Origin of the sequence: Lebetimonas sp. JS085 (assembly GCF_000523295.1) — a bacterium.
Lineage (GTDB): Bacteria > Campylobacterota > Campylobacteria > Campylobacterales > Nautiliaceae > Lebetimonas.
In genome coordinates this window covers 1,292,378-1,319,227 of record NZ_ATHR01000001.1, presented here as the reverse complement: position 1 = coordinate 1,319,227, position 26,850 = coordinate 1,292,378, and the positions used below count along the sequence as shown (strand labels likewise).

Sequence of the window (26,850 nt, the reverse complement as noted above, 5' to 3'; positions counted from 1 at the left end):
TATCACATTAAATATTTTAAAAAATTTCATCAATCATTTTAAGAGACAAATTCAAAGCTTTTAATTTATCTTTTTTGTATAAATCAATTATTTTATTTAACTTACTTTTATCAAATTTTTCATCCCTGTTTAAATAATATCCGATTATCTGCAAAAAATTACGGGAATTTTTAGTTAATTTTGCCCTCTCAAAATCCAAAAATTTAATATCTTTTTTTCTTTTAATTATATGATAATATCTTCCAAGCTGGGTATGGTATATATGTTTTTTATCAAGCTCGTATGCTCCAATTAAAGTTTCTTTTAAAGTTTCATAATATTGTTTTGTATTAATTAACTCTTTAAGAGGCTTTCCAACAACCAGTTCCATTATAAAATAATGTTTTCCGAGAAAAAGGGGTTTTGGTGCATAAAAACCGTCTAAAAGTCTTAAAAATCCATACTCTTTTTTGGCTAAATCGCTTTTAAGCCATTTAAGTGCCGCAGTTTCACCGTTTTCCAACTTAACTTTAAAAACTTCCCCCCTGTTTCCCTCACCTATTTTTTCAATTATTTCATAATTCATAAACAAAAGTTAAATTGAGAGTTTAACTTCTGTTTTATTAAGATTAATGGCTGTATCTTCCGGGCTCATTCCACAGGCTACATTTATAAGCTGGGTCACCTGCAATATAGGTTCTTCCTTACCGTCCATGGCTTTATGGCATAACGGACACGGGGTAGCCACAATATCTGCCCCGGCTTCTTTTGCCCCCTCAAGAGGTTTTATTGCAAGTCTTTCTTTTTGATTTTTATCTGTATAACTTGCATGATATCCGCAGCATGTATTTTCATTTTTATAACCTTCAATTATTTCAACACCAAGCGGCTCAAGAATTTCTTTTAAAATGGTAGGATTATCCACATCATCAAGCGCCACTTCGTTTGGAGCAAGCACATGACACCCGTAATAAGGAGCTACTTTTACTCCACTGATTTGTCTTTTTAGTCTTTTTTTATATTCGTCAAGCCCTATAAAATCCCTTATTAAATTTAATGTATGATAAATTTTTGCCTCACCTTTATACTCCAGCCCTTCATCAGAGAGTATTTTATTTACTTTTTCTTTAAGTTCAGGGTCACTGTCTAGTGCGAGTTTTGTTTTTGCAATGACCATATAGCAGGTATTGCAGGGAGTGTATAAATCCACACCTTTTTCTTCAGCCAAAGCGATATTTCTTGCATTTAGGCCATACACAATTATTTTATTCGTTTCATCAATAACTCCTCCTCCGCAACAGGCAGCCCTTTCAAGCAGCACACCTTCAACTCCCATATTTTCAAGAAAACTCATTGTAATATCATAATTATGGACATCGGCTCCCTGAAAACAGCATCCCGGATAAATTCCTATTTTTTTCATTTAAGTTCCTTTTGCAGTTTTTTAATAAAGTTTTGAAAATCTTTAATACCATTAAACGGTTTTGGTCCAAATTCGTCTTCTTTAAGCCCTCTTTCTCTAAATTCTTTTTCCAAATTTTGTTTTATTTCTTCCCCTTCATCCTCAAGAACTACAACCGGCAGGTTAAATTTGTCAATCTGTCCTGTTTCGTAAACTGTCTGGAACCAGAATCTTGCCCTTCTTGTAGCAGGCGTATCAACTCCTACATCTTTTGCAATACGTCTTAGCTGAAGTATGTCTTCTGCCGGTTTAATTCCCTTAGGACATGCAGCAAGACACATCTGGCACTGCACACACTCATATATTCCGCTGTTTTCAACCAGTTTTATTCTTTCTTCAACATCCATTCCGTCACGGCTGTCCATTATAAACCTAAACGCTTTTGTAAGTTGAAAGGGACCTAAATATTTTTCATCGCCTTCAAGTGCATTACATTGACCGTAACATGCCATACATAAAATACAGTCCGTCTGTTTGTCATACATTGCAAATTCTTCAGGGCTGACCAAAGATTCACTTTTTAGATTATCGGGCACTTTTTTTGGATCAGGTTCAAGATATGGTTTTATTTCTTTTAGTTTATCAAAAGCGGGTTCCTGGTCTACCACCAAATCTTTTATTACCGGCAAATGATGAAGCGGTTCAATTTTAATTACACCGTTTCTTATTTTATCTTTTGCCTGAACTTTACACGCAAGGGTGCTTCTGCCGTTAACAATCATTGCACAGCTGCCGCAGATTGCGCTTCTGCAAAAAGCCCTGAATGTAAGGCTTGAATCAATTTTATCTTTTATATGCATTAATAATTCAAGCACAGTCAATGTATCTTCAACTTCGACTTCAAAATCTTGCCAGTAACTCTCATTTTTTTCAGGATTATATCTTTTTATTTTTGCAATATATTTTATTTTTTTCATTTTAAATCCTTTTTGGTATAATTACATTCCTTCTCCCGGTAGCTCAGTAGGATAGAGCGTCGGATTCCTAATCCGAAGGTCGTGGGTTCGAATCCCCCCCGGGAGACCAATTTAAGTTAACAAGTTCCAAATTGCCAGGTTCTAAGTAATTACTTGTAACTTTGGAATTTAGAACTTACAACTAATATTTACGCTCAGCCGGTTCATATAAACTTATATCAACTTCACCTTTTTTATAATCAAAACTTCCGTCAGTATTTTTACTAACCATTGAATGGTATAAAAAGTTTTCATCGTCTCTTGTTGGATAATCATCCCTGTAAAAACTACCGCGTGATTCTTTTCTCTGAAGTGAAGCGTAGGCCAAAACATCGGCAATATCGAGTAAATTGAAAAATTCAAGTGTTGATTGCAAGTCAAGATTAAAAACTTTTGATTTATCTTCGACCCCGAGATTATTATGCGCTCTTTCAATTAATTTTTTTAATTTATCATAACCTTCAAGCATTTCAGATTCATTTTTAAACACACCGAAATGTTTAAACATAATTTCACCAAGTTCGCCTCTTAAATCTCCCAAAGTTTCTTTGCTTTCTTTATTCATAAGTTCGTTTATTTTTCTTTTTTCATCTTCTACTAAACTCTCACCGCCTTCTTCAAAATCCACCCCTTCGGCATATCTTACCGCCTCAAGTCCTGCAACATGGCCGAAAACCACTATATCAAGCAGGGAATTTCCCCCTAATCTGTTTGAGCCGTGAACACTGACACACTGAGCCTCGCCAGCTGCAAAAATCCCTTCAATCGGTGTTTCGCATTTTACATTTGTATGAATACCTCCCATTGCGTAATGGGCTGTTGGTTTTATCGGAATAGGCTCTTTTATAGGGTCTATCCCTTCAAAATCGATTGCAAGTTCTCTTATTTGAGGCAGTCTCTCTTTTATTTTTTTTGCCCCCAAATGGGTCAAATCAAGATGGACATATTCTCTTCCCTCTTCATCTTTAAATCCTCTGCCCTGTCTAATTTCCTGAACTATGCTTCTACTGACCAGATCCCTGGGTCCCAGTTCCATTTTTTTCGGGGCATATTTACTCATAAACCTTTCACCTAAACTGTTTTTAAGATGCCCGCCTTCTCCTCTTGCCGCTTCTGTAACCAAAATTGCGGATTTTCTAAGTCCTGTGGGGTGAAACTGCAAAAATTCCATATCTTTAAGAGGAAGCCCCGCTCTTAAAGCGGCGGCCGTACCGTCCCCTGTGCAGCCGAGTGCGTTTGAGGTATATCCCCAGTAAATCCTGCTGTGACCGCCTGTTGCAAGAATAATGGCTTTTGTTTTAATAAATTTAATTTCTCCGGTTGCTATATTTATGGCGCTGATTCCCTGTACTCTCTCCCCGTTATGGGCTACATTTAATAAAAACCATTCATTTAAAAATTGAACATCATTTTTTATACACTGCTCAAATAATGTATGAAGCATTACATGACCCATTTTATCCGCACTGTAACATGTTCTGTCTTTACTTGCCCCTCCAAAAGGTCTTTGGGCTATTTTTCCGTTGTTAAGCCTGGAAAAAGGAACCCCCATATGCTCCATTTCCCGAATAATTCTCGGAGCTTCAAAACACATATATTTTACCGCCCTCTGATCTGCAAGATAATCGCTACCTTTTATTGTATCGAATGTATGAAGTTTTTCATTGTCACTCGGGTCTACATTTGCAAGAGCCGCATTTATACCCCCCTGGGCCGCACCTGTGTGAGAGCGGGTGGGATAAACTTTGCTCATTACCGCCACATTAAGCCCTTTTGCCTCTTTTGCGGCGCTCAAAGCGGCATAAAGCCCTGCCCCTCCGGCACCGATAATTAAAACATCTACTTTCATAACGCTCCTTTCAAATTTATTATTAAATTATAACTAAAAGTTATATTAATAAAAAGAGATTAATACTCCTATAATATTGAAAGTTACTAAAAGAAACAGAAAAATTAAAAATTGGATAAATTATAAAAAAGTTCTAACAATATTTTCTGTTTTTGAAGTTTTAAAATTTTTATATTCAACTCTGATGTCTTTTGGGAATTTTCCATAATGTCCAAATCAAGCCCGGTTGCATCGCCTCCTTTTATGGCGTCTTTTGTTGAGGCTATAAGGGAATTGTATATTTTTATGTTTTCTTTATATATTTTAATTTTTTGGTCTATAATTTTTATCTCTTTCAACAAAGCCGCATAATCTTTGCTTAATTCATTTTTTTTGTCGTTAAGCTCGATTCTTGATTTTAAATAATTTATTTTTGATTTTTGAATTTTGTTTAATGCGTTAAAATTAAACGGCCAATTCAGACTTATTCCGATATTATAATAATTATAAGTGCTTTCATCCAGAGTGGGCAGGTTTTCTTTATAAGAGTTTTTTACTATATTGTAATTTCCGTTTACATTCAAGCTCAAAAGGCTGTTTCCGACATTCATTTTATACAAATCTTTTTGTATTTTTATATTATATCTCTCAGAACTTATTTCAAGATTTTTGTTTACATAATCATTTTTACAAATAAGTTTCAACTTTGGCAGATTTACTTTTGTAATATCAAGATTTGATATTTTTTCAAAATTTTTTTTAAGTTTAAAAAGCGCCAAATCAATATCGGTCAAATTTAATTTTAAAGAATTAAGCTTTAAAACAGCATCGTTAAGAAGTGTGGAATCCCCCACCCCGTTTAAAAAAGCCTCCTTTTTTTTCTCTATGTCTATTTTTGTGTTTTTTATGTTAAGTTTTATAATGTTTTTGTTTATTAAATTTATTTTATAATCAATTGCAAGCTCAAGCGCCTGTTTTACAAGTTCTCTTTTTTTAAGTTCAATATTAATTAAATTAAAATTTTTTAAATTTTTTGCATATTTTATGGAATAATAAATTGCTCCGCTTTTAAAAATAGGCTGATTAACGCTTATTGAAAAATTTTTACTAACACGCTTGGGGTTTAAATTTGTTTTATTTATCGAATAGCTGAAATTAACCGGACTCATCCAGGATTTGCTCAAATCTTTTGAATTTTCGATAGAATAATTCTTTTCGTAATCAAACTCCCGGTTTTTTAAATTATTTAGTAAATTATCATAAGAAAAAAGAGCAATAGGGGCTAAAAAAAGAAGTTTTTTCAGCATAAAGCGGCCTTTAATCTGTCAAAACCTTCGTCTGTTTCTTCCTTTGTAATGGTTAAAGGAGGCAAAAACCTAACAGAAACACTGCCCGCTTTTAAAACCAGAAGTTTTTTCTCAAAAGCTTTTTTTACCACCTCATCCCTTATTTCGGTGTTGTGGCATTTAAGTGCCCGCATAAGTCCGTATCCCGCCACATTATCAAATTTTTCGGGATATTCTTTTGCTATTTCAACCAGTTTGTCTTCAAAATAATTACACATTTCATCAAGTCTTCCGCTTTTTTTATATTCGTCCAAAATTTCAATCACCTCAATTCCGGCTCTTGTGGAAAGATAATTTCCCCCGAATGTGCTTCCGTGATCCCCCGGTTTTAACACATCCCTAAGCGTAGTGATAACAGCCCCTATCGGAACGCCTCCTCCAAGACCTTTCGCAAGGGTTATAATATCCGGTTTTATTCCGTAAAGTTCGCTTGCAAAAAATTCTCCCGTTCGATAAATTCCGGTCTGAACCTCATCCACAATTAACAAAACACCTTTATCTTTTAGCATTTTAGCCAAAGCTTTAATTTCGTTTTTATCAAAAGGATTGACCCCGCCTTCGCCCTGAATCAGTTCAATCATCACCCCAACCGTTTTATCGTCTATTTTATTTTCAATATCGGCTATATTTTTGGCATATGTAAATCCGTCAGGAAAAGGACCGAAATACTGGTGAAATTTAGGCTGTCCCGTTGCTTTGAGGGTGGAAATAGTCCTTCCGTGAAATGAATTTTCAAGTGTTATTATTTTATATTTTTTAATTTCTCCGTTTATTTCCCCGTATTTTCTTGCAATTTTAAGAGCTGTTTCATTTGCCTCCGCTCCGCTGTTGCAAAAAAAAACACCCGCATTTAAACCTGTTTTTTCAACAAGCATTTTTGCAAGAATTTCCTGAGGAGGTATTCTGTAAATATTTGAAATATGAATAATGTTTCTGGCCTGCTCACAGATTGCATTTACAAATCTTTCATTGCCGTGTCCCACGCTTACCACGCCTATACCAGCCGTGAAATCTATATATTCATTACTGTTTTTATCCCAAAGCGTAGCATTTTTCCCTTTTACAAATTCTACATCAAATCTGTTGTATGTATTTAAAAGACAGTTCATTTTTTTTCCTTTTTATTAATATTATTTAAGCACTGACTAAATAAAGCGAAATAATTGCAAATTTTAGCATAGTAAAAGCGTTAAAAAAAGTGCACTTAACCCGTAGGGCAGCGTAGATGTTTGCACTTTTTAGCTTTTACGAAACGTTAAAAAATTTGCACTCTTGTTGAGTGCATTTAGTCAGTGCTAATAATTTTAATCTTTTTATAAATAAAATAATCATATTCCGTAAAATTCAACATCAATTAAAGGTGTTTTAGCAAAAATTCCTATTTCTTTATCAAGCATTTTAACAAAACTCATCAGATTTTCCATCTCAACTTCGTCTATTTCGCCTATAATAAAAGAAATTTTTTTGGCATTGTCTATTAAATACAAAAGCCCCGCTATCTCTTCAAGGGTTGTTGTGTGTTTTTGAATATTCTGTTTTACCCTTACGGATTTTAAAACTATTTCAACAAAATCTTCAAAATCGCCATCATTTTTTAGTTTTTCATCATATATTTCAAATACATAGGCGAGTCTGGCGAGCAGTAGAGGCAGTTTTTCACTGCGCTTGGGAATATCCACTCTTGAAAATTCGTCGCTTCCGCCTATAACCGCATATTTTTTTGCAAGTTTAACGGGTAATTCTGCCCAAAAAATCACCAAATCGCTTTCTTTTAAAAATTCTTCATCTTTGTTTGTATAATAATTTTGTAAATCCATCTGATACCTTGTTAGACAATTAATTTTGCAAAATTATAACGCAAAAAATTGGTACTGAATAAATAACGAAAAAGTAAAAATATTACAGCGTTGTGAAATTTAGCGAAAATTTTGCGTTTAAAAAATTGCACTTAACCCGCAAGGGCTGCGTAGCTGTTTGCAATTTTTAGCAAAATTTGAGTGATGCGATAGCAAAATGGAGCACTGAGCTGTAATATTTTTACTTTGTAGTTTTTTTATTATTTGCATATAATTAACAAAAAAATTTAAATAAAACTTACGGGGTCCATATCAACTTTTGCTTTTGCCAAATCAATACAGGGATAAATAATTTTATGAAGATTTTTACCTTTAAAAAGGGCAAAATAGCGGTATCTGTTTTTAAGCTTAAAAATCGGGGCTTCTCCAAAACCAATTAATTCCTCTTTTTCTCCTATACATTTAATAAATTCTTCTAAATTTTTTTGTGCAACTTCTTTTTTCTTATCAGTAAATTCGACTTTTGCAAGTCTTGAAAAAGGGGGATACCCCAAATCTTTTCTGTATTCTATTTCCTCAGCAAAAAATTCTTCATAACTTTTATTAAAAAATTCTTTATTTTGGGTAATGACAATAACCTCTCCGTCTTCTTTTCTACCCGCTCTTCCTTCAACCTGTCCGGCTAAGGAAAAAGCCCTCTCCCTCGCCCTGAAATCAGGTGTATTCAAAATAAAATCAATATCCGTTACTATACTCAAAGCCACATCCGGATAATCATGCCCTTTTGCAAGCATCTGCGTACCCACCAATATATCAATTTCACGGTTTTCAAATCTTTTCAGCAGTTTGTCTATTCTGCTTTTTGAAGTTATTATGTCCCTGTCAAACTTTTCTATTTTTGCATTTGGAAAAATAACTTTTAACTCTTGCGCAATTTCACTTGTACCTTTTCTCTCGTTTATAAATTCATCTCCCCCGCACTTTGGGCATGTTTTTGGAATAGGGGAGGTATATCCGCAGTAATGGCATACAAGAGCCCTTTTGTCTTTGTGAATACTCATGGCAATATCACAGTTTTTGCATTTTACAGCTTCGCCGCAGTTTTTGCAAATCATAAATTTAAAATTAGCCCTCGTCGGGACAAAAACAATCACCTGTCTGTTTTGATTTAATTTTTCAGATATTTTTTTTATGGTAAATTCATCAAAACTTTCCCTGAAATAACGTATTTTCTTTGAACCGTAAAAAGTGCCTTTAAGTCTAAAATAAGGAAATTTGTATAAGTCGCTTACAAGCGGTGTTGCACTTCCCAAAACCACTTTTGCATTAAATGTTTTGCCAAAAGCAACCGCCAAATCTTTGGCGTTGTATTTTGGAGTTTGCTCCGATTTATACGAATCATCATGCGCTTCGTCCACAATTATAAGCCCCAGGTTTTCAAAAGGCAGAAACAAAGCGCTTCTTGCGCCTACGATTACTTTTATATTATCCAGAGTGTTTAGGATTTGCTCTTTTTTCTTTTTTGTAATTTTACTGTGCCAGATTGCAAGAGAATCTTTAAAATATTTTTTAAGTCTTTTTTCCATCTGGGAGGTAATTGCAATTTCCGGAAGTAAAAAAAGGGCTTTTTTACCCTGATTTATAGTCTCTTCAATAAGTTTAATATAAATTTCTGTTTTTCCGCTTCCAGTATCTCCAAAAAGAATAGAAACATTTTCTTTTTTTAAAAATTCAAGCGCTTCTTTTTGTTTTTTGCTAAGTTTTATATCTACCTCAAACTTTTCACTTTTCACTTTACATTTTTCACTTTTTTCCATTGTCCATTGAAATAAACCCGCCGCCTCTCCGACTCTGCAAAAATAATATTTAGATATAAATTCAATAATTTTCTGATATTTTTCATTAAAATGAAATTTTTTATCAATTATTTCTTTACATTCATAATCCGGTTTTTCTACTGTTTTTAAAACATACCCGTAAGTTATTCTGTTTTTGAGGGAGATTTCGACAATATCGCCTTTTTGAAAATATTTATCGTATTTGTAAGTAAAAATATTCGGGGCGTTAAGAATTGCTATTTCATAATACATTACCGAAAAATTGAGCAGTTAAAATCGTTTGATGTAGAGGCAGTTGAATTACATTCAAATTTACATCCATTATCTGTATTTTTATCATAATAAAAATAAATCGTTTTACCCTGATATGTGACATTATAATCAGTTCCGTTCCCGTCCCACTTCAGCATATTGTCTGTTTTGGAAACAGGATAAGTCAAAATATTTTCAAAAAAAGTATTGTCTGTTGTAGATTTTTCCAGATCCGGGCAGGTATTGTTACCTTCCAAAATCAGTTTTGTATATTTAGAAGAAATTGCGGCTCTTATTGTAGAAACCTCTGTTTTTACTTTTGCCTTTACGGCATCATCCACACCTGTAAATAGGCGGGGCAGGGCAACCCCCGCCAGTATGCCTATAACAATGATTACAAAAATAAGTTCAAGAAGTGTGAATGATGGTTTCATTATTTAAGTAATGTTCCTTCTTCATTAGGGCTACCAGAATATTTATCTACTTCACCATTTGTTCCATTTACATCACTAATATTATGATCACCTAAATTAGTTATTTTCAATTCTGTTGTTGGAGCTGTTTGTTTATATAAAATAAAATTTGGTGACTGATTTGCATTACCATTTTTACAAACTATAAAATAATTTGCTCCTGCTGTGTCTTTGTCTGCAAATCCTACAATTGTATAATTAACTTCATCATTACATTTAGATAAATTCAAATCTTTTACTTCTTTTGGAATATCTGTATATGTAGTCAAATTATTTTCATTGTTTCCTTTAAAATATTCTAAATCTGAATAATCAATATTACCGCTATGGCCTTCTGCAATTGAAGTACTCCACAATGTTGGTCCCACACTTCTGTTTAATGTTCCGACAAACGCTTTTAAATTAGCTTCATGGGCCTGTTGTGCAACACCCAGGAATTTTGGAAGTGCAACTGCCGCTAAAATACCTAAAATTACAATAACGAAAACCAGCTCTATCATAGTAAACGCTTTTTTCATATTATCTCCTTAATTTTGTTTTAAAAATTATAACATAAATTTTTGCATTTGTATACAAATAATTGTTTATTCTAATCTCGATTGACTAAAATTTTATTATCCTCAACTCTGATTAATCTAAAATATGGAGCACTTTTTGCGGTTCCGTCTTTACATTCAATTTTGTATAATTTTTGAGTTACTCTTACATTTGATTCAGCTATCACATTATATTCGGTTGTTGAATTACAATCTTTCAGATTAATATCACTGCCGTTAATTTCAGGAGGTAAAGTTATCCTATCTTTTATTGAATGAATATAGCTTATATCCCCGTGATGACCTTCACTTATACTTTTTGCCCACAAATCTTCACCAGTAGTTCTGTTTAATGTTCTTACAAATGAAATCAAATTTGCTTCATGAGCCTGCTGACCAATTGCAAAATATCTTGGAAGTGCAACTGCTGCTAAAATACCCAAAATAACTAAAACAAAAATCATTTCAAGCATAGTGAAGGCCGTTTTATTCATCCTCTCTCCTATATTTTTCAATTTTTTTTAGTATTTCATACTCTTTTTTGTCTTTCTCCAGTATCAAAAACAGAAGCTCTTTTGGAGTGGAGTTTTGAAGTTTGATTAAATCTTCTTTTACATATTCAAAAAATTCATTCTCCAGGTTTATTTCAAATTTTTCCCCCAGAATATTTAAAGAAATTTTTTTCATTTACCGAGTATTGCTTCAATTTTTCCAACAACTTCTTCAAGTTCAAGTTCTTTAAGTGCGATATTTTCCCTGCATTCAAGAAGCTCGCTCTCCGTTTGAGATAGTTTTTCTTTTATATTTTCAAGTTCTATTTTTAAATTTTCATTCTCTTTGGTAAGTTCCTCGTATTTTTGAAGCAGTCCGTCTATTTTTTCGTTTAATTTTGTAAGTAAGTCCATAATATCCCTTTAATGTTGATTTGATATAATTATAATAAAAAGGAGAGATTTGTTCAAATTAAATTCCAAATTCGCTCCAACCGGCGACCAGCCAAAAGCAATAGGAAAAATAACCGGATGCATTAAAAAAGGAAGCCGATACAATACATTAATAGGTGTTACGGGAAGCGGCAAAACATTCACAATGGCAAATATAATTAAAAATCTGCAAATTCCCACTTTAATACTTACACACAATAAAACACTCGCAGCCCAGCTGTACAGTGAATTTAAAGATTTTTTCCCAGAAAATCATGTGGAATATTTTATAAGCTATTATGATTATTACCAGCCGGAGGCATATCTGCCAAGACAGGATTTATATATAGAAAAAGACAGCTCCATCAATGCGGAGCTTGAAAGGCTCAGGGTTTCAGCCACGGCAAGCTTATTGGAATACGACGATGTTATAGTGGTGGCAAGCGTATCCGCGCTTTACGGCCTCGGTAACCCGATAGAATACAAAAAAATGGTAGCAAAAATCGCCGTTGGAGATGAAATAAACCAAAGAGATTTTATGCTTAGACTCCTTTCCATGGGATATACAAGAAACGACAAATATTTTGAAAGGGGAAATTTCAGGGTAAACGGGGAAGTAATTGATATTTTCCCCACATATTTTGAAGATGATGTTATAAGAATTGAATTTTTTGGAGATGAGATTGATAGAATTTATACAATAGATTATCTTACAAATGAAAAACTCGAAAACTTAAAAGAAATAACCGTTTATGCGGCCAACCAGTTTATCGTTGGGGCTAACAGGCTGGCCGAGGCTGTAAATTCCATTGAAAAAGAACTGCAGGAGAGACTTAAATTTTATGAAGAAAACGAAAGAATAATAGAATATCAAAGACTAAAACAAAGATGCGAATTTGATTTGGAAATGCTTGAAACTACAGGGACATGCAAGGGAATAGAAAATTATTCAAGGCATCTCACAGGCAAAAAACCGGGAGAAACGCCCTATTCGCTTTTGGATTATTTTGAAATAAAAGGTAAACCTTATTTGGTAATTGTGGATGAAAGCCATGTCAGTCTGCCTCAATTCAGGGGAATGTACAACGGGGACAGGGCAAGAAAAGAGGTATTAGTAGAACACGGCTTCAGACTTCCAAGCGCATTAGACAACAGACCTTATAAATTCGATGAATTTATAAATAAAGCGCCCCATTATCTTTTTGTTTCGGCTACCCCCAATGAATACGAATTAAATCTTTCAACCTGCGTTGCCGAACAGATAATAAGACCCACAGGTCTTTTGGACCCGGTAATTGAGCTGTATCCAAGCAACAATCAGGTGGAAATTCTGTACGATAAAATAAAAGAAGCCACAGCAAAAAATGAAAGGGTTTTGGTTACAACTCTTACTAAAAAAATGGCGGAAGATCTGCAGAAGTATTATCTGGAACTCGGAATAAAAGTAAAATATATGCACAGCGATGTTGATGTGGTTGAAAGAAATGAGATAATTAGGGGGCTTAGAAGCGGGGAATTTGATGTTTTAATAGGAATAAACCTGCTAAGAGAAGGGCTTGATTTGCCGGAAGTTGGCACGGTTGCAATACTTGATGCAGATAAAGAAGGTTTTTTAAGAAGTGAAACAAGCCTGATTCAGACAATGGGAAGGGCTGCAAGAAACGTAAACGGAAGAGTAATTATGTTTGCAAATAAAATTACTGAACCTATTATTTTAGATGATAATTTAGAAAAACTTGAAAAATTAAAAGACAAAATTACAAAATCTATGTACAATGCAATAAAAATAACGCTAAAAAGAAGAATCAAACAAAAAGAATATAATAAAATACATAAAATTACACCAAAAAGCACAGTAAGAAAACTTGATGTAAGCTTAAAAGAGGAAGGCTACGAGGCTATAGCGAAAGAGATTAAAAACAAAAATAAAATTCCGCCCCGTGAGAAAAAATCTATTATAGCCAAACTGAAAAAAGAGATGATTGAGGCGGCAAAACAGTTGGAATTTGAAAAAGCTGCCATGATTAGGGATAAAATAGAAGAAATTAAAAAAAGCTGATTTTAATGTAAAACTGATAATAAAAAATTCAAAAAATATAAAGGAGAGACAATGATTTTAAGATATAAAGATGATTTTCCAAAAATTGCCACGTCTGCATGGATAGCCCCGAGTGCGGATATAATCGGTGATGTGGAAATAGGAGATGATTCAAGCGTATGGTTTGGATGTGTAATTAGAGGCGATGTTCATTATATAAAAATAGGAAAAAGGGTCTCCATTCAGGATTTGTCAATGATACATGTTACACATTTTGAAAAAGAAAAAAAAATTGGTGACGGTTTTCCTACAATAATCGGGGATGATGTAACAATAGCGCATAAAGTAATGCTGCACGGCTGTAAAATTGGGAATGCGTGTCTTATTGGAATGAGTGCCACAATACTTGACGGTGCTGAAATCGGGGATGAATCGATAGTTGGAGCCGGTGCGCTGGTCACAGGAGGTAAAAAATTCCCGCCAAGAAGTTTAATTTTAGGAAGTCCCGCTAAAGTTGTAAGAAGTTTGACAGACGGGGAAGTTGAAAAAATTTATCAAAATGCAAAAAATTATGTAAATTATAAAAATGAATATATAAATTTTTTAAAATAATTATACAATTAAGAATATTAGCAATAACTAAATGGAAATAGAAGAAAGGATAAAAATTAAATGGTAAAAAAGCTCGATTTAAGTGATTATATAAACAGACTCTATTCACTTTTTGCAAGGGAAAAAGATTTTAAACTAAACGGCGATATTAATGTATTTTATAAATATCTTAAAAAACTCGAAAACAAAGATTTCAAAAGCCCGCCTGAGGTTAAAAATCTGGATAAAGAGCTGATTCATTTAAAAAAATACGGTGATTTAAGCCATTCTCAAATTTTCGAATTTGTAAAAATTATCAATTATTTTGACTATTTAAAATCAAGAAACTGGGAAGATTTAGCTGAGTGGTTCGATAAAATTGAAATTCCCTCTGAAATAAAAAAACTGACACTGCATTATAATAAAAAAGGCGAAATAATCGGATTTATAGAACTTGACGAAATAAATGAAAAAATAAAAGAAGTAAAAACCCTGATACGTCAGGAACTTTACAAATATATAAATTCAAAAAAACTTGAGCCTTTTTTGGTAGATAAACAGATACATATGCAAGGAGATGAAGAAACACTTCTTCTAAGAGGCGGCTTTAATAAAATAATCGATGCAGAAATTCTCGGCAGAAGCCAAAGCGGATTTTTTTACATTTTTCCAAGAAGTATAGGAAAACTAAAAAAAAGAATAGATGATTTATTGTCTTTAAAAGAAGAATTTTTAGAAAAAAAATCAAGGAAATTTAGCAATATATTTAGAAAATGGGTCAAATTTCTAAATTTTATTAATTCTGAGTTTGACAAATTCGACCATTTGCAGGCAAGAATATTTTTGGCAAAAAATGAAAATCTGGAATTTATACTGCCTAAAAAAAGCAAAAATTTTTGTTTAAGGGATTTTTGCCATCCGGCTTTAAGTGGTTGCAAACCGGTAAACGTGCAATGGGATAAGCAGGTATTGATTATCACTGGGGTTAACGCCGGCGGTAAAACAATGCTTCTAAAATCAATCCTCAGCTCCGCTTTTATGGCAAAACACCTTCTTCCAATGAAAACAAGGGAAACTTCAATTATTCCCGCATTTAAAGAGATAAAATCAATTATACAAGACCCCCAAAATGTAAAAAACGATATTTCTACATTTGCGGGAAGAATAAAAGAATTTAAAGAAGTTTTTGGAAAAGAAGATTATTTAATAGGAGTGGATGAAATTGAATTAGGGACGGATGCCAACGAAGCCGCAACACTGTTTAAAGTAATTATTGAAGAAATTATGAAAAAAAACAGGATTGTAATTACTACACATCATAAAAGACTTGCCTCTTTACTTGCAAAACACGAAGATGTGGAATTATTAGCCGCTGTTTATGATGAAAAACAACAAAAGCCCACATATGAATTTATAAAAGGAACTATCGGGAGAAGCTTTGCGTTTGAAACGGCAAAAAGATATGGAATTCCTTTAAATATAATAAATAAAGCCAAACAGGAATATTCCGAAGATTTGGAAAAACTTGACATATTGATAGAAAAGGCTGCAAATGCCCAATATGAATACAATAAAAAACTGAACGAATTAAATCAAGAACTTAAAAACACAAAAGAATTAAAAGAATCCCTTCTTTTACAAAAAAAAGAATTTAACGAATCATTAACAAAAGAAAAAAACAAACTTCTAAAAGAATTCAACAACGCAATAAAAGCGGCGAAAGAAGCCATAAAGGCAAAATCTACAGGCGATGCCCACAGAAAATTAAACGAGGCAAATCAAATATATAAAAAAATAAAAATCAAAAAAGAAGAAATTAATAAAGAATTTAAAGTGGGGGACAAGGTAAAATTCAAAAGTTCAGTGGGTGAAATATTGGAAATAAAAGGCAAAAACGCACTTGTAAATATTGAAAGCAAAAAACTTCTGATTCCCAAAAATCAGCTGGAATATTATAAAGCACCTATAAAAAAAGAAAAAATTAAAATTTCAAAGCCAAAAGCTGCTAAGGCCGATATAAAACTTGATTTACATGGCTTGAGAATGGAAGAAGCAATTGAAAAAACAGAAGAATTTTTAAACAATGCCGCGCTTGCCGAGCTTGAAGAAGTATGGATTTATCACGGTATGGGAAAAGGAATATTGGCAAAGGGAATAACCGAACTTCTTAAAAATCATCCTCTGGTAAAAAGTTTTACAGACGCACCGCCTCATATGGGAGGATACGGAGCAAAAATAATTAAATTATAATTGAGTTTAATTAAGTTTCATTTATATAATTAGCATTGCATCACCGTAGCTGTAAAACCTGTATTTTTTTTCTATTGCCTCTTTGTAAATTTCAAGAGTTTTAATTCTGCCTATAAAACTTGCCACAAGCATTATAAGCGTTGATTTTGGAAGATGAAAATTTGTAAGCAGATGATTGACCCTTATGGGAGGATTTTGGGGATGCAAAAACAAATCGCATTCTCCGCTTAATTTTTTTTCTCTTGCATAATATTCCACCGTTCTTGTCACGGTTGTTCCGACTGCCACTATTTCTTTATTTGAATCTAAAATTTTAGCTGTACATTCAGGAATTTCGTAAAATTCGCTATGCATTTTATGCTCTCTTATATCTCTAACCTCAACAGGTTTAAATGTTCCGGCCCCTACGTGAAGCGTTAAAAAATATTTTTCTTTTATTTTTTTTAATAATTCATCCGTAAAATGAAGTGAAGCGGTAGGCGCTGCAACAGCCCCTTCTTTTTTGGCAAAAATACTCTGGTATTCCAATTCATCAATTTGTTCATCTTCCCTTTTAATATACGGAGGCAATGGAACATGCCCTATCTTTTCTAAAATATTAACTAATTCTAAAAAATCCAATGCTTTAAACTTTTCACTTTCAACTTTTAACTTAAAACTAACTATTCTGCTTCCGTCTTCTAAAAGCTCTTTTACCTCAGCCATAAGCCCATTATCAAAATAAAGTTTGCTGCCTGTTTTTACTTTTCCCCTGATATAAACCAAATAACCGTTTTTATAAGGCCTGTTTAAAAGTAATTCTATTTTTCCACCGCTCTCTTTTTTTCCAAAGATTCTTGCTTTTATTACTTTAGTATTATTAAAAATAAAAGTTTTATCGCCCATGAAATCTAAAATATTTCTAAAAACTGTATGAATTATTTTATCTTTTTTCCTGTCGTAGACCAAAAGTTTAGCCAAATCCCTAGGATTTGCAGGATATTTGGCAATTAAACCCTCAGGTAATTTATAATCATAAGAAGAGACTAAAAAATTTTCCATTAAACACCTATTAATTTTCTGAGCTCTTCCGGTTTTGTGCTATAAGCCATGGCTGTATCTTTATCGATTATATGTTTCATTGCAAGTTCAGCCAATACCTGATTCATTGTCTGCATTCCTGTTACACCCTGGTTAAGCTGCATTTGTGAATATATCTGGGCAATTTTATTTTCCCTGATTAAGTTTGCAATTGCAGGATTATTAATCATTATTTCATGAGCCGCAATTCTTCCCCCACCTATTTTTGGTAAAAGAGACTGAGAAATAACCGCTAAAATAGCCATTGAAAGCTGTGTTCTTATCTGGTCCTGTTCTTCTGCTGGGAATACATTCACAATTCTGTTTATAGTCTGACTTGCCGAATTTGTATGAAGCGTTGCAAAAACCAAATGCCCTGTTTCTGCCGCTGTAATTGCGGCGCCTATTGTCTCTCTGTCTCTCATCTCACCGATTAATATAACATCCGGATCTTCCCTAAGAGATGCCCTTAAAGCCCTGAGAAACGATTTTGTATCTCTGTTTATTTCTCTTTGGGATATTAGACATTTGTTATGCTGATGCACAAATTCTATCGGATCTTCAATGGTAATAATATGCTTTCTGAAATTATCATTTATTTCTTTTATCATAGCGGCAAGAGTGGTTGATTTACCGCTTCCGGTAGGCCCTGTTACCAACACAAGACCTTTTTCATGCCTTACTAATTTTTTAAATACTCCCGGGGCGCGTAATTCATCCAGACTAAAAGGCCTCTCAGGAATAATCCTGAATGCGCCTGCCAAATTTTCTCTTTCGAAATAATAATTGGCCCTGAATCTTGAAACTTTCGGTACCTCAAAAGAAAAATCAAGTTCAAGTTCATCTTCTAATTTTGCTTTTTGTTTTTCTGATAAAACGGAATAACAAAGATCCGCAACATCTTCTTTTGTAAGTTTTGGAAGATTTAAAGGGGTTAATTTTCCGTCAATTCTCAGCGTCGGCTCTGCATTGACATTTAAATGCAAATCACTTGCATTGTAATCTTTAATACTTTTTAAAAGCTGTTCTAATGTAAAATTAAGTGCCATGATTTTTCCTATTCGATTATTTTAGGAACTATAAAATAATCATCTTTTGATTTTGGTGCATGCGAAAGAACATCTTTGATAACATTACTTTGCTTAACTTCGTCTTCTCTTAAAGGTGTAGGATTGTTTAATGTTGAAAAAGTAGCTTCTATTTTACTTGTATCTATTTCATGTAACATTTCAACAAATTCTACTATTTCTGCCAAATTCTCAGCCATTTTTTCTTTATCGGCTATCTCAAGCATAGAAAGATTTTCCAATTTTTCAACAAGTTTTGCATCGATTTTCATAAAAATCCTTTTTTAGTATAATTGTAACAAAAAAAAGGTAAAAAAATGAATCTATTTCAAGAAGCACAGAAATATATCGTAGGAGGAGTAAATTCACCTGTTAGGGCATTTAAAAGTGTCGGAGGGGAACCTCCTTTTATTGAAAAAGGGAAAGGGGCATATATATATGATATAACAGGCAAAAAATATCTGGATTTTATACAAAGCTGGGGTCCGCTTATTTTCGGACACTGTGACAAAGAAATAGAAAATGCAATTATAAAAGCCGTAAAAAAAGGAACAAGTTTCGGAGCCCCTACAAAAGTTGAAATAGATTTGGCAAAAGAAGTATTGGAACTATTTCCGCATTTGGATTTAATAAGATTTGTAAGCTCAGGCACAGAAGCCACAATGAGCGCCATAAGACTAGCAAGGGGCGTCAGCGGAAAAGACGATATTATAAAATTTGAAGGGTGTTACCATGGACACAGCGATTCACTGTTGGTCAATGCCGGCAGCGGCGCCGCCACATTCGGGACACCAAGTTCTCCCGGTGTTCCGGCTGATCTTACAAAACATACACTTCTTGCGAAATATAATGATATTGAAAGTGTTAAAAAATGTTTTCAAAACGGTGATGTGGGATGTGTAATAATAGAACCGATTGCCGGAAATATGAGTTTGGTACCTGCCAAAGCAGATTTTTTAGGTGAACTCAGAGAAATTTGCAACCATTATGAGGCAATTCTGATTTTTGATGAGGTGATGAGCGGATTCAGGGCATCTCTTAGAGGAAGTTTTGATATATACGGTATTGAAGCGGACATTGTAACATTCGGTAAAGTAATAGGAGGCGGAATGCCTGTTGGCGCATTTGCGGGAAAAAAAGAAATTATGGAAAAATTATCTCCAATAGGTCCCGTATATCAGGCTGGAACACTCTCCGGCAACCCTGTGGCCATGAGCGCCGGACTTGCACAAATTAAAAAATTAAAAGAAAATCCGGAAATTTATAAGACTCTTGAAAAAAAAGCAAAAAATCTAATGCATGGATTTGCCGAAATTTCAAAAGAAAACAGAATTGAATTTAATTATAATGTAATGGGCAGTATGTTCGGATTCTTCTTTAATTCTAAAAATCCAAAAAATTTTGATGAGGTAAATGAGAGTGATACAAAAAGATACGCATTATTTCATAATAAAATGTTAAAAAACGGTTTTTATTTTGCACCGAGCGCATATGAAACAGGCTTTATCTGTACCCCTATGAATGACGAAGATATACAAAACACAATAAAAACTTACAAACAAATTGCAAAAGAAATTTAATGCAAAAAAAAGGAAATCTGGGAAAAACCGTAAGAGGTGCAGAAAAGCTCTCTTTGGGCATTTCTATAGTTGTTGCGGTATTAATGGGGGTTGGGATAGGATTGTGGCTTAAAAACACTTTCCATCAAATATGGTTATTGTGGCTTGGTGTTTTTTGGGGAATTGCAGCTGCAATTTTAAATATAAAAAAAGAATATGACAAATTAAAAAAAGAATGGGATAAAATAAAAAACGACCCGAGATATAAAAATTACAAAATAAATAAAAAAGAAGATGAAGACGAGGATGATTATTTGGAAAATTTTGAAAAATAATTACATTGCATTTTTTGCCGCACTTGCCAAATCCCACATAGGCAAAAATATACCAAGGGCCAAGAGCAGCACCAAAGCCCCTATTACAGACAACATAATAGGTTCTATTGCAGCCTGCATATTGTCTATGATATCCTGGAATTTGTCTGCATAGTATTTTGCGGCGCTTTCAAGCATATTGTCTAATTCTCCGGATTGTTCCCCGGCACTTATCATCCTAAGGGCTACATAATTTACAAAATTGGTTTCACTTACCATTTCGGCAAAACTTCTTCCCTGATTAACGCCTTTAATAATCTCTCTTAGTTTTTCTTTTATAATTTCGTTTTCGACGATGCCTTCGGTAATTTTCAACGCATCCACCAAAGGAATACCACTTTTGATTAATGATGACAAAGTTGCCAATACCCTAGTCAAAGTGGCATATTCAATAACATCTTTTATCAGATACATTTTTAATAAAAATTTATCGACATAATATTTAAATTTATAAGATGTTTTATAAAAAAATGAAATCAAAACCAGAATTAAGATAAATCCAAACAACACATAAAGACCGTAATTTGATAAAACATGCTCCGCCCAAAGCAATATTCTGGTAGGCAAAGGGAGTTTTGCATGGAGCATGGAAAAAACAGCCTTAAATTTCGGAACTACAACCAAAACCAAAAAAGTAAATGCTGCAGCAATGGCAAAAAGAACAATAACGGGATAACGAAGGGCCTTTATCATTTTTCTTCTGTTTTCATACATATTTTCATAAATTCCGGCTAAAGATTCAAGAGCTGCCACCAAATCCCCCGTCTGCTCACCAAGTCTTATCATGGCGACGGAAATTCCCCCTACATAATTTTCGTATTCTTCAAATACTTCGGATAAACTTTTACCGCTGTCTATAGCTTCTGCCGCCTTTGCAAAAATTTCAGAAATCAGCGAATCTTTTGTATGGGAGGATATATCTTCAAGGGCATCTTTAAGGGAAATCCCCGCTTTTATCAATACAGAAAGTTGCCTTATAGAACCTATGTAAGCCGGATAATTTAATTTTCTTCTTAAAATTTTATTTAAAATAATATCTTTAAAGATTTTAATTTTTTCATTAAAAGGCATAGGAATTTCATTTATATCTATTAAAAGCCCCTTATGCAGTTTTTTTGCTTCAATTATCGCTTCTGCCCTATTTAACGCTTTAAATACCAAATTTTCTTTTTCACCCTTATAAATGAATGTTGCTTTAAAATATTTCATAATTTTGCCACCTTATAAATATCTTCTAATGTAGTAATTCCTTTTAACGCTTTAATCAATCCGTCATAAAACATACTCTGATAACCTTTGCTTCTTAAATAATTCAGTATATCTATTTTTTCTTTTTCTCTGCTTATCATACTTTCCATCTTTTCATCATTTAAAAATATTTCACTTATCATTGTTCTGCCTCCGTATCCGGTAAAATTACAATGTTCACAGCCGATACCTTTATAAAAGACCGCATCTTTAGGTATTATTGTTTTAATAGGATCCAAATAAATATCTTCGGGTTTATGTTTTGTTTTACAGTATGGACATATCGTTTTTACAAGCCTCTGGGCCTCAGCTCCGATTAAAGAAGCTGCAACCATAAAAGCATCCGCACCCATATCTATCATTCTTTGGATTGAGCTGACGGCATCATTTGTATGAAGTGTCGAAAGAACCAAATGGCCCGTCAAAGCGGCCTTGATTGCGATTTCAAGTGTTTCTAAATCCCTGATTTCCCCTATCATTATAATATCCGGGTCCTGTCTTAATATACTTCTTAGGGCGTTTGCAAAAGTCATATCAACTTTTGGATTCACCTGAACCTGTTGTATCCCGTGTAATTTATATTCTACCGGGTCTTCAACAGTAATAACTTTTCTGTTTACTTTTGCTATTTCATGCAAAGCCGCATACAAAGTTGTTGTTTTCCCACTTCCAGTAGGCCCGGTTACGAGAAAAATACCGTTAGGCTGAGAAAGGGCTTTTTTAAAAATTTCAAGATTTTTTGATGTAATTCCTATTTCATCTATTTTTTTAAGAATGCTCCTTTTATCAAGAATTCTTATAACGATACTCTCTCCCCAAATTGTAGGAAGAGTTGAAACCCTAAAATCAAATTTATTTTTGCCTAATTCCATGGAAAAAGAACCGTCCTGCGGCTTTCTTTTTTCGCTGACATCCATATTGGCGAGAATTTTAATTCTTGAATCAAGGGCGTTAAAAATATCCATATCAAAATCCAGCACTTCATATAAATCCCCGAGCACCCTGATTCTCACAACCCCTCCGTCTTCTTCCGCCTCAATATGAATATCACTTGCTTTTTTTTCAATGGAAGAGACAACAAGATATTTAATAAGTCTCATAACCGCAGATTCTTCCCCGGTTACCTCGGCTCCTTTTAATTCTTTTTTTATATCTTTTATAATCTCTTTTACTTTTTCTTTACTTTCAAGTAATTTAAGGACTTTTAAAATATCTTCTTTTAACCCCAATATAAATTCAACTTCTTTTTGAGGATAAAATCTTTTTAAAATTGCCTGTGCGTTCCAGTCAAGCGGATCGGCAACGGCTATTTTTACTTTATTGTATTTCTCTTCCACAGGAACGGCCAGTGTCTGCTTTAAAATGTTGACAGGAATATGAATGTCTTTTAATCTTATGGAACTTAAATCGGAAATATAACCTATTGAATATTTGGAAGAGAGATATTTTAAATATACTTCTTTTGTAATATATCCGTTTTTAAATAAAAGTGTTAACACATCTTCTTTTGGATTTTTTTCTAATAATTCCTGAATCTTATGATACTGTTCTTTGGTTAATTCATTTTCTTTTAGCAAATTATCCAAAAAAATCTTATCTGTAACTACCAAAAAAATTCCTTTTTTATAAGTTTATTGTTTAAATATTCTTTAATTACAATATTATAATTTTTATTAGGAAAAACAATATATTTTTTATTTTTATCAAAAATTACTATTTTATTTTTTTCTTTTTTTACTTTTTTTGTCTGTATATAATTAAACACAATCCCCAATAAATTGTCATTTATAACAGGAAGTTTTATATTATTTAAATTTATATCGTCAAAAATGTATTCGAGTATTAATTTTTTCATTAAAAAAAGAGTGGTTATGTAAGTGGCATTTTTTCTTCCGAGAGGTGTTGTTTTTAACACTTTTGCCAAATCGAGCGCAGGTGTTAAATTTCTTCTTTTCAGACATGCATACGCTACAAGAGAAAGTAAATCTTCCCTTTTATTGATATATTTATTGATATAATCCCATCTTTTATCACATATTTTATAATAAAAACCTTTTTTAAAAGCTACATTCAAAGGCATTTCGGCAGAAAACAGAAAAGTAAAAAAAACAGTTAATATTATTTTTTTCAAAAAGGCCCCTTAAGTTAAATTGCTAAATTATAACAAAATATTTGATATAATTCCAAAAAAAGGAGATAAAATGGCATTAAATATTTATTATGACAAAGACTGTGATTTGAGCATTATTCAAAACAAAAAAGTTGCGATGATAGGTTTTGGAAGTCAAGGTCATGCCCATGCACTTAATCTTAGAGATTCCGGGGTTGATGTAACAGTGGGTCTTAGAAAAGGCAGCAAATCATGGGAAAAAGCCAAAAATTACGGATTTGAAGTAAAAGAAGTGGGCGAAGCCGTAAAAGATGCAGATGTAATAATGATATTATTACCTGATGAAATTCAAAGAACTGTTTATTATAAAGAAATAGAACCTAATTTAAAAGAAGGCGCTGCAATAGCATTTGGACACGGATTTAATATTCATTTCGGAAGAATAATCCCAAGAGCTGATTTAAAAGTAATTATGATAGCCCCTAAAGCCCCGGGGCATACTGTAAGAAGCGAATTTGTAAAAGGCGGGGGAATTCCGGATTTAATTGCTGTATATCAAGGCGGTGAGGAGGCAAAACAGTTAGCCCTCAGTTATGCAAGCGCAATTGGTGGAGGAAGAACCGCAATAATTGAAACAACATTCAAAGATGAAACAGAAACTGACCTGTTTGGTGAACAGGCAGTTTTATGCGGCGGTGTAACATCACTTGTTCAGGCCGGGTTTGACACATTGGTCGAAGCGGGTTACGCACCGGAAATGGCATATTTTGAATGTTTTCATGAATTAAAGCTCATAGTTGATTTGATGTTTGAAGGCGGTCTTGAAAATATGAGATATTCTATTTCAAACACTGCGGAATACGGGGATTATGTAAGCGGGCCAAAAGTAGTTAACGAAGAAAGCAGAAAAGCTATGAAACAGATTTTAAAAGAAATTCAAAACGGTAAATTCGCCAAAGATTTTATACTTGAAGGAATGGCCGGGTATCCAAGAATGACTGCTGAGAGAAATAATATGAAAGTTTCTTTACTTGAGAAAACAGGACAAAAATTAAGAGCTATGATGCCTTGGATTACACAAAACAAAATTGTAGATCCAAATAAAAATTAATCCCTTCTCGGGATAGGAGAAAAAATGGGAAAAGTTATTACTATTACCAGCGGCAAAGGCGGAGTAGGTAAATCAACCACAACCGCCAATATTGCCACGGCTTTGGCCAAAAACGGCAAAAAAGTTATTGCAATAGATTTTGATATAGGGCTTAGAAACCTTGATATGATATTGGGCCTTGAAAACAGAATTGTTTATGATGTCGTTGATGTAATGGAAAAAAGATGCAATCTGGCCCAGGCTATAATAAAAGACAAACGTACAAATAATTTGCATTTTCTGCCCGCAAGTCAGACAAAAGACAAAACGGTACTCGATAAAGATAAAGTTGAAAATTTAATCAACGAATTAAAAAAAGATTTTGATTATATATTAATCGATTCACCTGCAGGAATAGAAAGCGGATTCGAACATTCAATTTATCTTGCCGATATGGCTTTAGTGGTTACAACCCCGGAAATTTCTTCTGTCAGGGACGCCGACAGGGTTATAGGTATAATAGATGCAAAAAGTAAAAAAGCCCAACTTGGAGAAGAAGTTGAAAAAAGAATTATAATAAACAGAATCAAACCCGAACTTGTTGAAAAAGGCGAAATGCTTTCAACCGAAGATGTTTTGCATATATTGGCACTTGACTTAATCGGAATAGTTCCGGATGATGAGGAAATTGTACGTTCAACCAACATTGGTGAACCGATTGCACTTAATGAAAATTCATTGGTCGGGGAAGCTTACAGAAGAATTGCAAAAAGAATAGAAAATGAAGAAATTGAATTTTTGGATTTAACCAAAAAAAAAGGTATTTTCTCTAAACTTAAAGGATTATTCAAATGAGTTTTTTTGACCTGTTTAAAAAGAAAAAATCAAAAGATGTTGCAAAAGACAGACTTATGATGATGCTTGCATATGAAAGAGCAAATACAAAAATCAATAATTTAGATGAAATGAAACAGGATTTAATCAACGTTGTAAAAAAATATGTGGATATTAAAGACATCGGCATTAAAACAAATTCAAACCAAAACATTGAAACATTAGAAATTGAGATAATTCTGAAAAAATGAAAAAAAAACGAAAAAATTCAAAAAAAAACAGTTTAAAATATATTGTTTATATACTTTTACTGGCAATTTTTTCTTTAAGTTTTTTTATTGCGGGTGTTTATATAGGAGAAAACACAAATAAAAAATCCCTGCAAAAAACACAAAATGTAATATCCATGCTTGAAAAAAAAATTAAAAATCTTTCAAATCAGCTGAATCAAAATAATAAAAATTTATATAATCTTCCTTCTGAAATAGAAGATTACGAAACAGCTCATAAACATTATAAAAAAACAAAACCCCCTGTACCGGTTACGGTTAAATTAAAGACCAAAAAACCGAAACTTGTAATTATTCTGGACGATGTTTCATTCGGATATCAGGTAAAAGCTATTAAACATCTGCCTTTTGAAGCGACACCTTCGTTTTTTCCACCCACAAAGATCCATCCCAACACTCCTGTTTATGCAAAAGAATTCAAAGATTACATGGTTCATGTACCTATGCAGGCACTTGCGTTTGCACATCCTGAACCGGACACTATAAATACAAACTGGTCTTATTCCCAAATAAAACAAAGAATTGATGAAATAAAAAAATGGTTTCCGAAAGCGGAGTTTATAAATAACCATACAGGAAGCAAATTTACTGCCGATACCACTGAAATGGAAAAACTTTTTAAAGTTTTAAAAGAAGACAATCTGGGATTTGTAGATTCAAGAACAACCCCTTATTCAAAGGCAAGAGATGCAGAAAAAATTTATCATATTCCCTTTTTTGAAAGAAATATATTTTTAGATAACAAACCGGATATAAACTATATCCAGAACCAGCTTAAAAAAGCGGTTAAAATAGCCCGAAAAAGAGGATATGCCATTGCCATAGGGCATCCTCATAAAACAACCATTGAAGCTTTAAATGAATCACAAAATATTTTAAAAAATGTTGATGTAATAACAATAAATCAACTTTATGAATTAAAAACAAAAAATGAAAAGTAAGCGGTGAAAA

At 33.2% G+C, this 26,850-nt stretch carries 28 protein-coding genes and 1 tRNA gene; 10 read left to right on the top strand and 19 right to left on the bottom strand.

Annotation, left to right across the window (positions count from 1 at the left end):
- Window positions 1–16: 16 nt before the first annotated feature.
- From DZ68_RS0107430 to DZ68_RS10190, 3 genes are read right to left on the bottom strand one after another with little or no spacing between them, the layout of a single operon-like run.
- A complete protein-coding gene (locus DZ68_RS0107430; protein ID WP_024787988.1) occupies window positions 17–565 on the bottom strand; it encodes an RIO1 family regulatory kinase/ATPase in 549 nt (182 codons plus the stop codon).
- Window positions 566–574: 9 nt separating this feature from the next.
- Window positions 575–1,402, bottom strand: a complete 828-nt coding sequence (locus DZ68_RS0107425; RefSeq protein ID WP_024787987.1) for a CoB--CoM heterodisulfide reductase iron-sulfur subunit B family protein — start codon at window positions 1,400–1,402, stop codon at window positions 575–577.
- The gene (locus tag DZ68_RS10190) at window positions 1,399–2,358 is read right to left on the bottom strand and encodes a succinate dehydrogenase/fumarate reductase iron-sulfur subunit (protein ID WP_051428211.1); all 960 of its coding nucleotides are present in this window, start codon (window positions 2,356–2,358) and stop codon (window positions 1,399–1,401) included. Before DZ68_RS10190 ends, DZ68_RS0107425 begins: the two co-directional genes overlap by 4 nt.
- A 32-nt stretch (window positions 2,359–2,390) precedes the next feature.
- Between DZ68_RS10190 and DZ68_RS0107415 the strand changes: the two genes are divergently transcribed.
- Window positions 2,391–2,467, top strand: a tRNA-Arg gene (locus tag DZ68_RS0107415).
- Between the two features lie 72 nt (window positions 2,468–2,539).
- Here DZ68_RS0107415 and DZ68_RS0107410 read toward each other — a convergent pair.
- The 10 genes from DZ68_RS0107410 to DZ68_RS0107365 form a co-directional block, all read right to left on the bottom strand.
- A complete protein-coding gene (locus DZ68_RS0107410) occupies window positions 2,540–4,246 on the bottom strand; it encodes an FAD-dependent oxidoreductase (RefSeq protein WP_024787985.1) in 1,707 nt (568 codons plus the stop codon).
- A 104-nt stretch (window positions 4,247–4,350) separates the two neighbouring features.
- Window positions 4,351–5,532 carry a TolC family protein gene (locus DZ68_RS0107405; RefSeq protein WP_024787984.1) on the bottom strand — a complete coding sequence of 394 codons (1,182 nt, stop codon included), beginning with the start codon at window positions 5,530–5,532 and terminating at the stop codon, window positions 4,351–4,353.
- Complete coding sequence (locus DZ68_RS10185; RefSeq protein WP_035907229.1) at window positions 5,526–6,680, bottom strand: aspartate aminotransferase family protein; 1,155 nt, start codon at window positions 6,678–6,680, stop codon at window positions 5,526–5,528. Before DZ68_RS10185 ends, DZ68_RS0107405 begins: the two co-directional genes overlap by 7 nt.
- Window positions 6,681–6,899: 219 nt before the next feature.
- Window positions 6,900–7,388 carry a hypothetical protein gene (locus DZ68_RS0107395; RefSeq protein ID WP_024787983.1) on the bottom strand — a complete coding sequence of 163 codons (489 nt, stop codon included), beginning with the start codon at window positions 7,386–7,388 and terminating at the stop codon, window positions 6,900–6,902.
- 266 nt (window positions 7,389–7,654) lie between these two features.
- Entirely contained in the window at window positions 7,655–9,457 is a 1,803-nt protein-coding gene (locus DZ68_RS0107390; RefSeq protein ID WP_024790945.1) for a primosomal protein N', read from the bottom strand.
- On the bottom strand, window positions 9,457–9,891 hold the full coding sequence (locus DZ68_RS10505; protein ID WP_051428208.1) for a type II secretion system protein: 435 nt from the start codon (window positions 9,889–9,891) through the stop codon (window positions 9,457–9,459). The genes DZ68_RS0107390 and DZ68_RS10505 overlap by 1 nt, the downstream gene beginning before the upstream one ends.
- A complete protein-coding gene (locus DZ68_RS10500; RefSeq protein WP_024787980.1) occupies window positions 9,891–10,448 on the bottom strand; it encodes a type II secretion system protein in 558 nt (185 codons plus the stop codon). Before DZ68_RS10500 ends, DZ68_RS10505 begins: the two co-directional genes overlap by 1 nt.
- Window positions 10,449–10,519: 71 nt before the next feature.
- Complete coding sequence (locus DZ68_RS0107375; protein WP_024787979.1) at window positions 10,520–10,960, bottom strand: type II secretion system protein; 441 nt, start codon at window positions 10,958–10,960, stop codon at window positions 10,520–10,522.
- Window positions 10,953–11,153, bottom strand: coding sequence for a hypothetical protein (locus DZ68_RS0107370; RefSeq protein ID WP_024787978.1), 201 nt, complete (start codon window positions 11,151–11,153; stop codon window positions 10,953–10,955). Before DZ68_RS0107370 ends, DZ68_RS0107375 begins: the two co-directional genes overlap by 8 nt.
- Complete coding sequence (locus tag DZ68_RS0107365) at window positions 11,150–11,371, bottom strand: hypothetical protein (protein ID WP_024787977.1); 222 nt, start codon at window positions 11,369–11,371, stop codon at window positions 11,150–11,152. The genes DZ68_RS0107370 and DZ68_RS0107365 overlap by 4 nt, the downstream gene beginning before the upstream one ends.
- 49 nt (window positions 11,372–11,420) lie before the next feature.
- Between DZ68_RS0107365 and uvrB the strand changes: the two genes are divergently transcribed.
- Genes uvrB through DZ68_RS0107350 form a run of 3 tightly spaced genes read left to right on the top strand, consistent with a single transcriptional unit; the run spans window position 11,421 to window position 16,268 of the window.
- On the top strand, window positions 11,421–13,448 hold the full coding sequence (gene uvrB / locus DZ68_RS0107360; RefSeq protein WP_024790944.1) for an excinuclease ABC subunit UvrB: 2,028 nt from the start codon (window positions 11,421–11,423) through the stop codon (window positions 13,446–13,448).
- 51 nt (window positions 13,449–13,499) lie between these two features.
- On the top strand, window positions 13,500–14,039 hold the full coding sequence (locus DZ68_RS0107355) for a gamma carbonic anhydrase family protein (protein ID WP_024787975.1): 540 nt from the start codon (window positions 13,500–13,502) through the stop codon (window positions 14,037–14,039).
- A gap of 60 nt (window positions 14,040–14,099) precedes the next feature.
- Window positions 14,100–16,268: an endonuclease MutS2 gene (locus DZ68_RS0107350; protein WP_024790943.1), complete on the top strand. Its 2,169-nt coding sequence runs from the start codon at window positions 14,100–14,102 to the stop codon at window positions 16,266–16,268.
- A gap of 21 nt (window positions 16,269–16,289) precedes the next feature.
- Here the strand turns inward: DZ68_RS0107350 and queA are convergent, their stop codons facing one another.
- From queA to gatC, 3 genes are read right to left on the bottom strand one after another with little or no spacing between them, the layout of a single operon-like run.
- Window positions 16,290–17,309, bottom strand: a complete 1,020-nt coding sequence (gene queA / locus DZ68_RS0107345; protein ID WP_024787973.1) for a tRNA preQ1(34) S-adenosylmethionine ribosyltransferase-isomerase QueA — start codon at window positions 17,307–17,309, stop codon at window positions 16,290–16,292.
- Window positions 17,309–18,376: a type IV pilus twitching motility protein PilT gene (locus DZ68_RS0107340; RefSeq protein WP_024787972.1), complete on the bottom strand. Its 1,068-nt coding sequence runs from the start codon at window positions 18,374–18,376 to the stop codon at window positions 17,309–17,311. Before DZ68_RS0107340 ends, queA begins: the two co-directional genes overlap by 1 nt.
- Window positions 18,377–18,384: 8 nt before the next feature.
- Entirely contained in the window at window positions 18,385–18,666 is a 282-nt protein-coding gene (gene gatC / locus DZ68_RS0107335) for an Asp-tRNA(Asn)/Glu-tRNA(Gln) amidotransferase subunit GatC (protein ID WP_024787971.1), read from the bottom strand.
- A 45-nt stretch (window positions 18,667–18,711) separates the two neighbouring features.
- On the opposite strand from gatC, the gene hemL reads away from it, so the two are divergent.
- Both hemL and DZ68_RS0107325 read left to right on the top strand, forming a co-directional pair.
- Window positions 18,712–19,974 (top strand): glutamate-1-semialdehyde 2,1-aminomutase, encoded by a 1,263-nt coding sequence (gene hemL / locus DZ68_RS0107330; protein WP_024787970.1) that lies wholly within the window; start codon window positions 18,712–18,714, stop codon window positions 19,972–19,974.
- Window positions 19,974–20,288, top strand: a complete 315-nt coding sequence (locus tag DZ68_RS0107325; RefSeq protein ID WP_024787969.1) for an AtpZ/AtpI family protein — start codon at window positions 19,974–19,976, stop codon at window positions 20,286–20,288. The genes hemL and DZ68_RS0107325 overlap by 1 nt, the downstream gene beginning before the upstream one ends.
- Here DZ68_RS0107325 and DZ68_RS0107320 read toward each other — a convergent pair whose 3' ends face one another.
- From DZ68_RS0107320 to DZ68_RS0107310, 3 genes are read right to left on the bottom strand one after another with little or no spacing between them, the layout of a single operon-like run.
- Window positions 20,289–21,536: a type II secretion system F family protein gene (locus DZ68_RS0107320; protein WP_024787968.1), complete on the bottom strand. Its 1,248-nt coding sequence runs from the start codon at window positions 21,534–21,536 to the stop codon at window positions 20,289–20,291. It abuts the gene before it with no gap.
- Complete coding sequence (locus tag DZ68_RS0107315; protein ID WP_024787967.1) at window positions 21,533–23,185, bottom strand: GspE/PulE family protein; 1,653 nt, start codon at window positions 23,183–23,185, stop codon at window positions 21,533–21,535. The genes DZ68_RS0107320 and DZ68_RS0107315 overlap by 4 nt, the downstream gene beginning before the upstream one ends.
- Window positions 23,179–23,706, bottom strand: a complete 528-nt coding sequence (locus tag DZ68_RS0107310) for a hypothetical protein (protein ID WP_024787966.1) — start codon at window positions 23,704–23,706, stop codon at window positions 23,179–23,181. The genes DZ68_RS0107315 and DZ68_RS0107310 overlap by 7 nt, the downstream gene beginning before the upstream one ends.
- 70 nt (window positions 23,707–23,776) lie before the next feature.
- Between DZ68_RS0107310 and ilvC the strand changes: the two genes are divergently transcribed.
- From ilvC to DZ68_RS0107290, 4 genes are read left to right on the top strand one after another with little or no spacing between them, the layout of a single operon-like run.
- Complete coding sequence (gene ilvC / locus DZ68_RS0107305; protein WP_024787965.1) at window positions 23,777–24,796, top strand: ketol-acid reductoisomerase; 1,020 nt, start codon at window positions 23,777–23,779, stop codon at window positions 24,794–24,796.
- Between the two features lie 24 nt (window positions 24,797–24,820).
- Window positions 24,821–25,630 (top strand): septum site-determining protein MinD, encoded by an 810-nt coding sequence (gene minD, locus DZ68_RS0107300; protein WP_024787964.1) that lies wholly within the window; start codon window positions 24,821–24,823, stop codon window positions 25,628–25,630.
- On the top strand, window positions 25,627–25,860 hold the full coding sequence (minE, locus tag DZ68_RS0107295) for a cell division topological specificity factor MinE (RefSeq protein ID WP_024787963.1): 234 nt from the start codon (window positions 25,627–25,629) through the stop codon (window positions 25,858–25,860). The genes minD and minE overlap by 4 nt, the downstream gene beginning before the upstream one ends.
- Entirely contained in the window at window positions 25,857–26,840 is a 984-nt protein-coding gene (locus tag DZ68_RS0107290) for a divergent polysaccharide deacetylase family protein (protein ID WP_024787962.1), read from the top strand. The genes minE and DZ68_RS0107290 overlap by 4 nt, the downstream gene beginning before the upstream one ends.
- Window positions 26,841–26,850 lie beyond the last annotated feature (10 nt).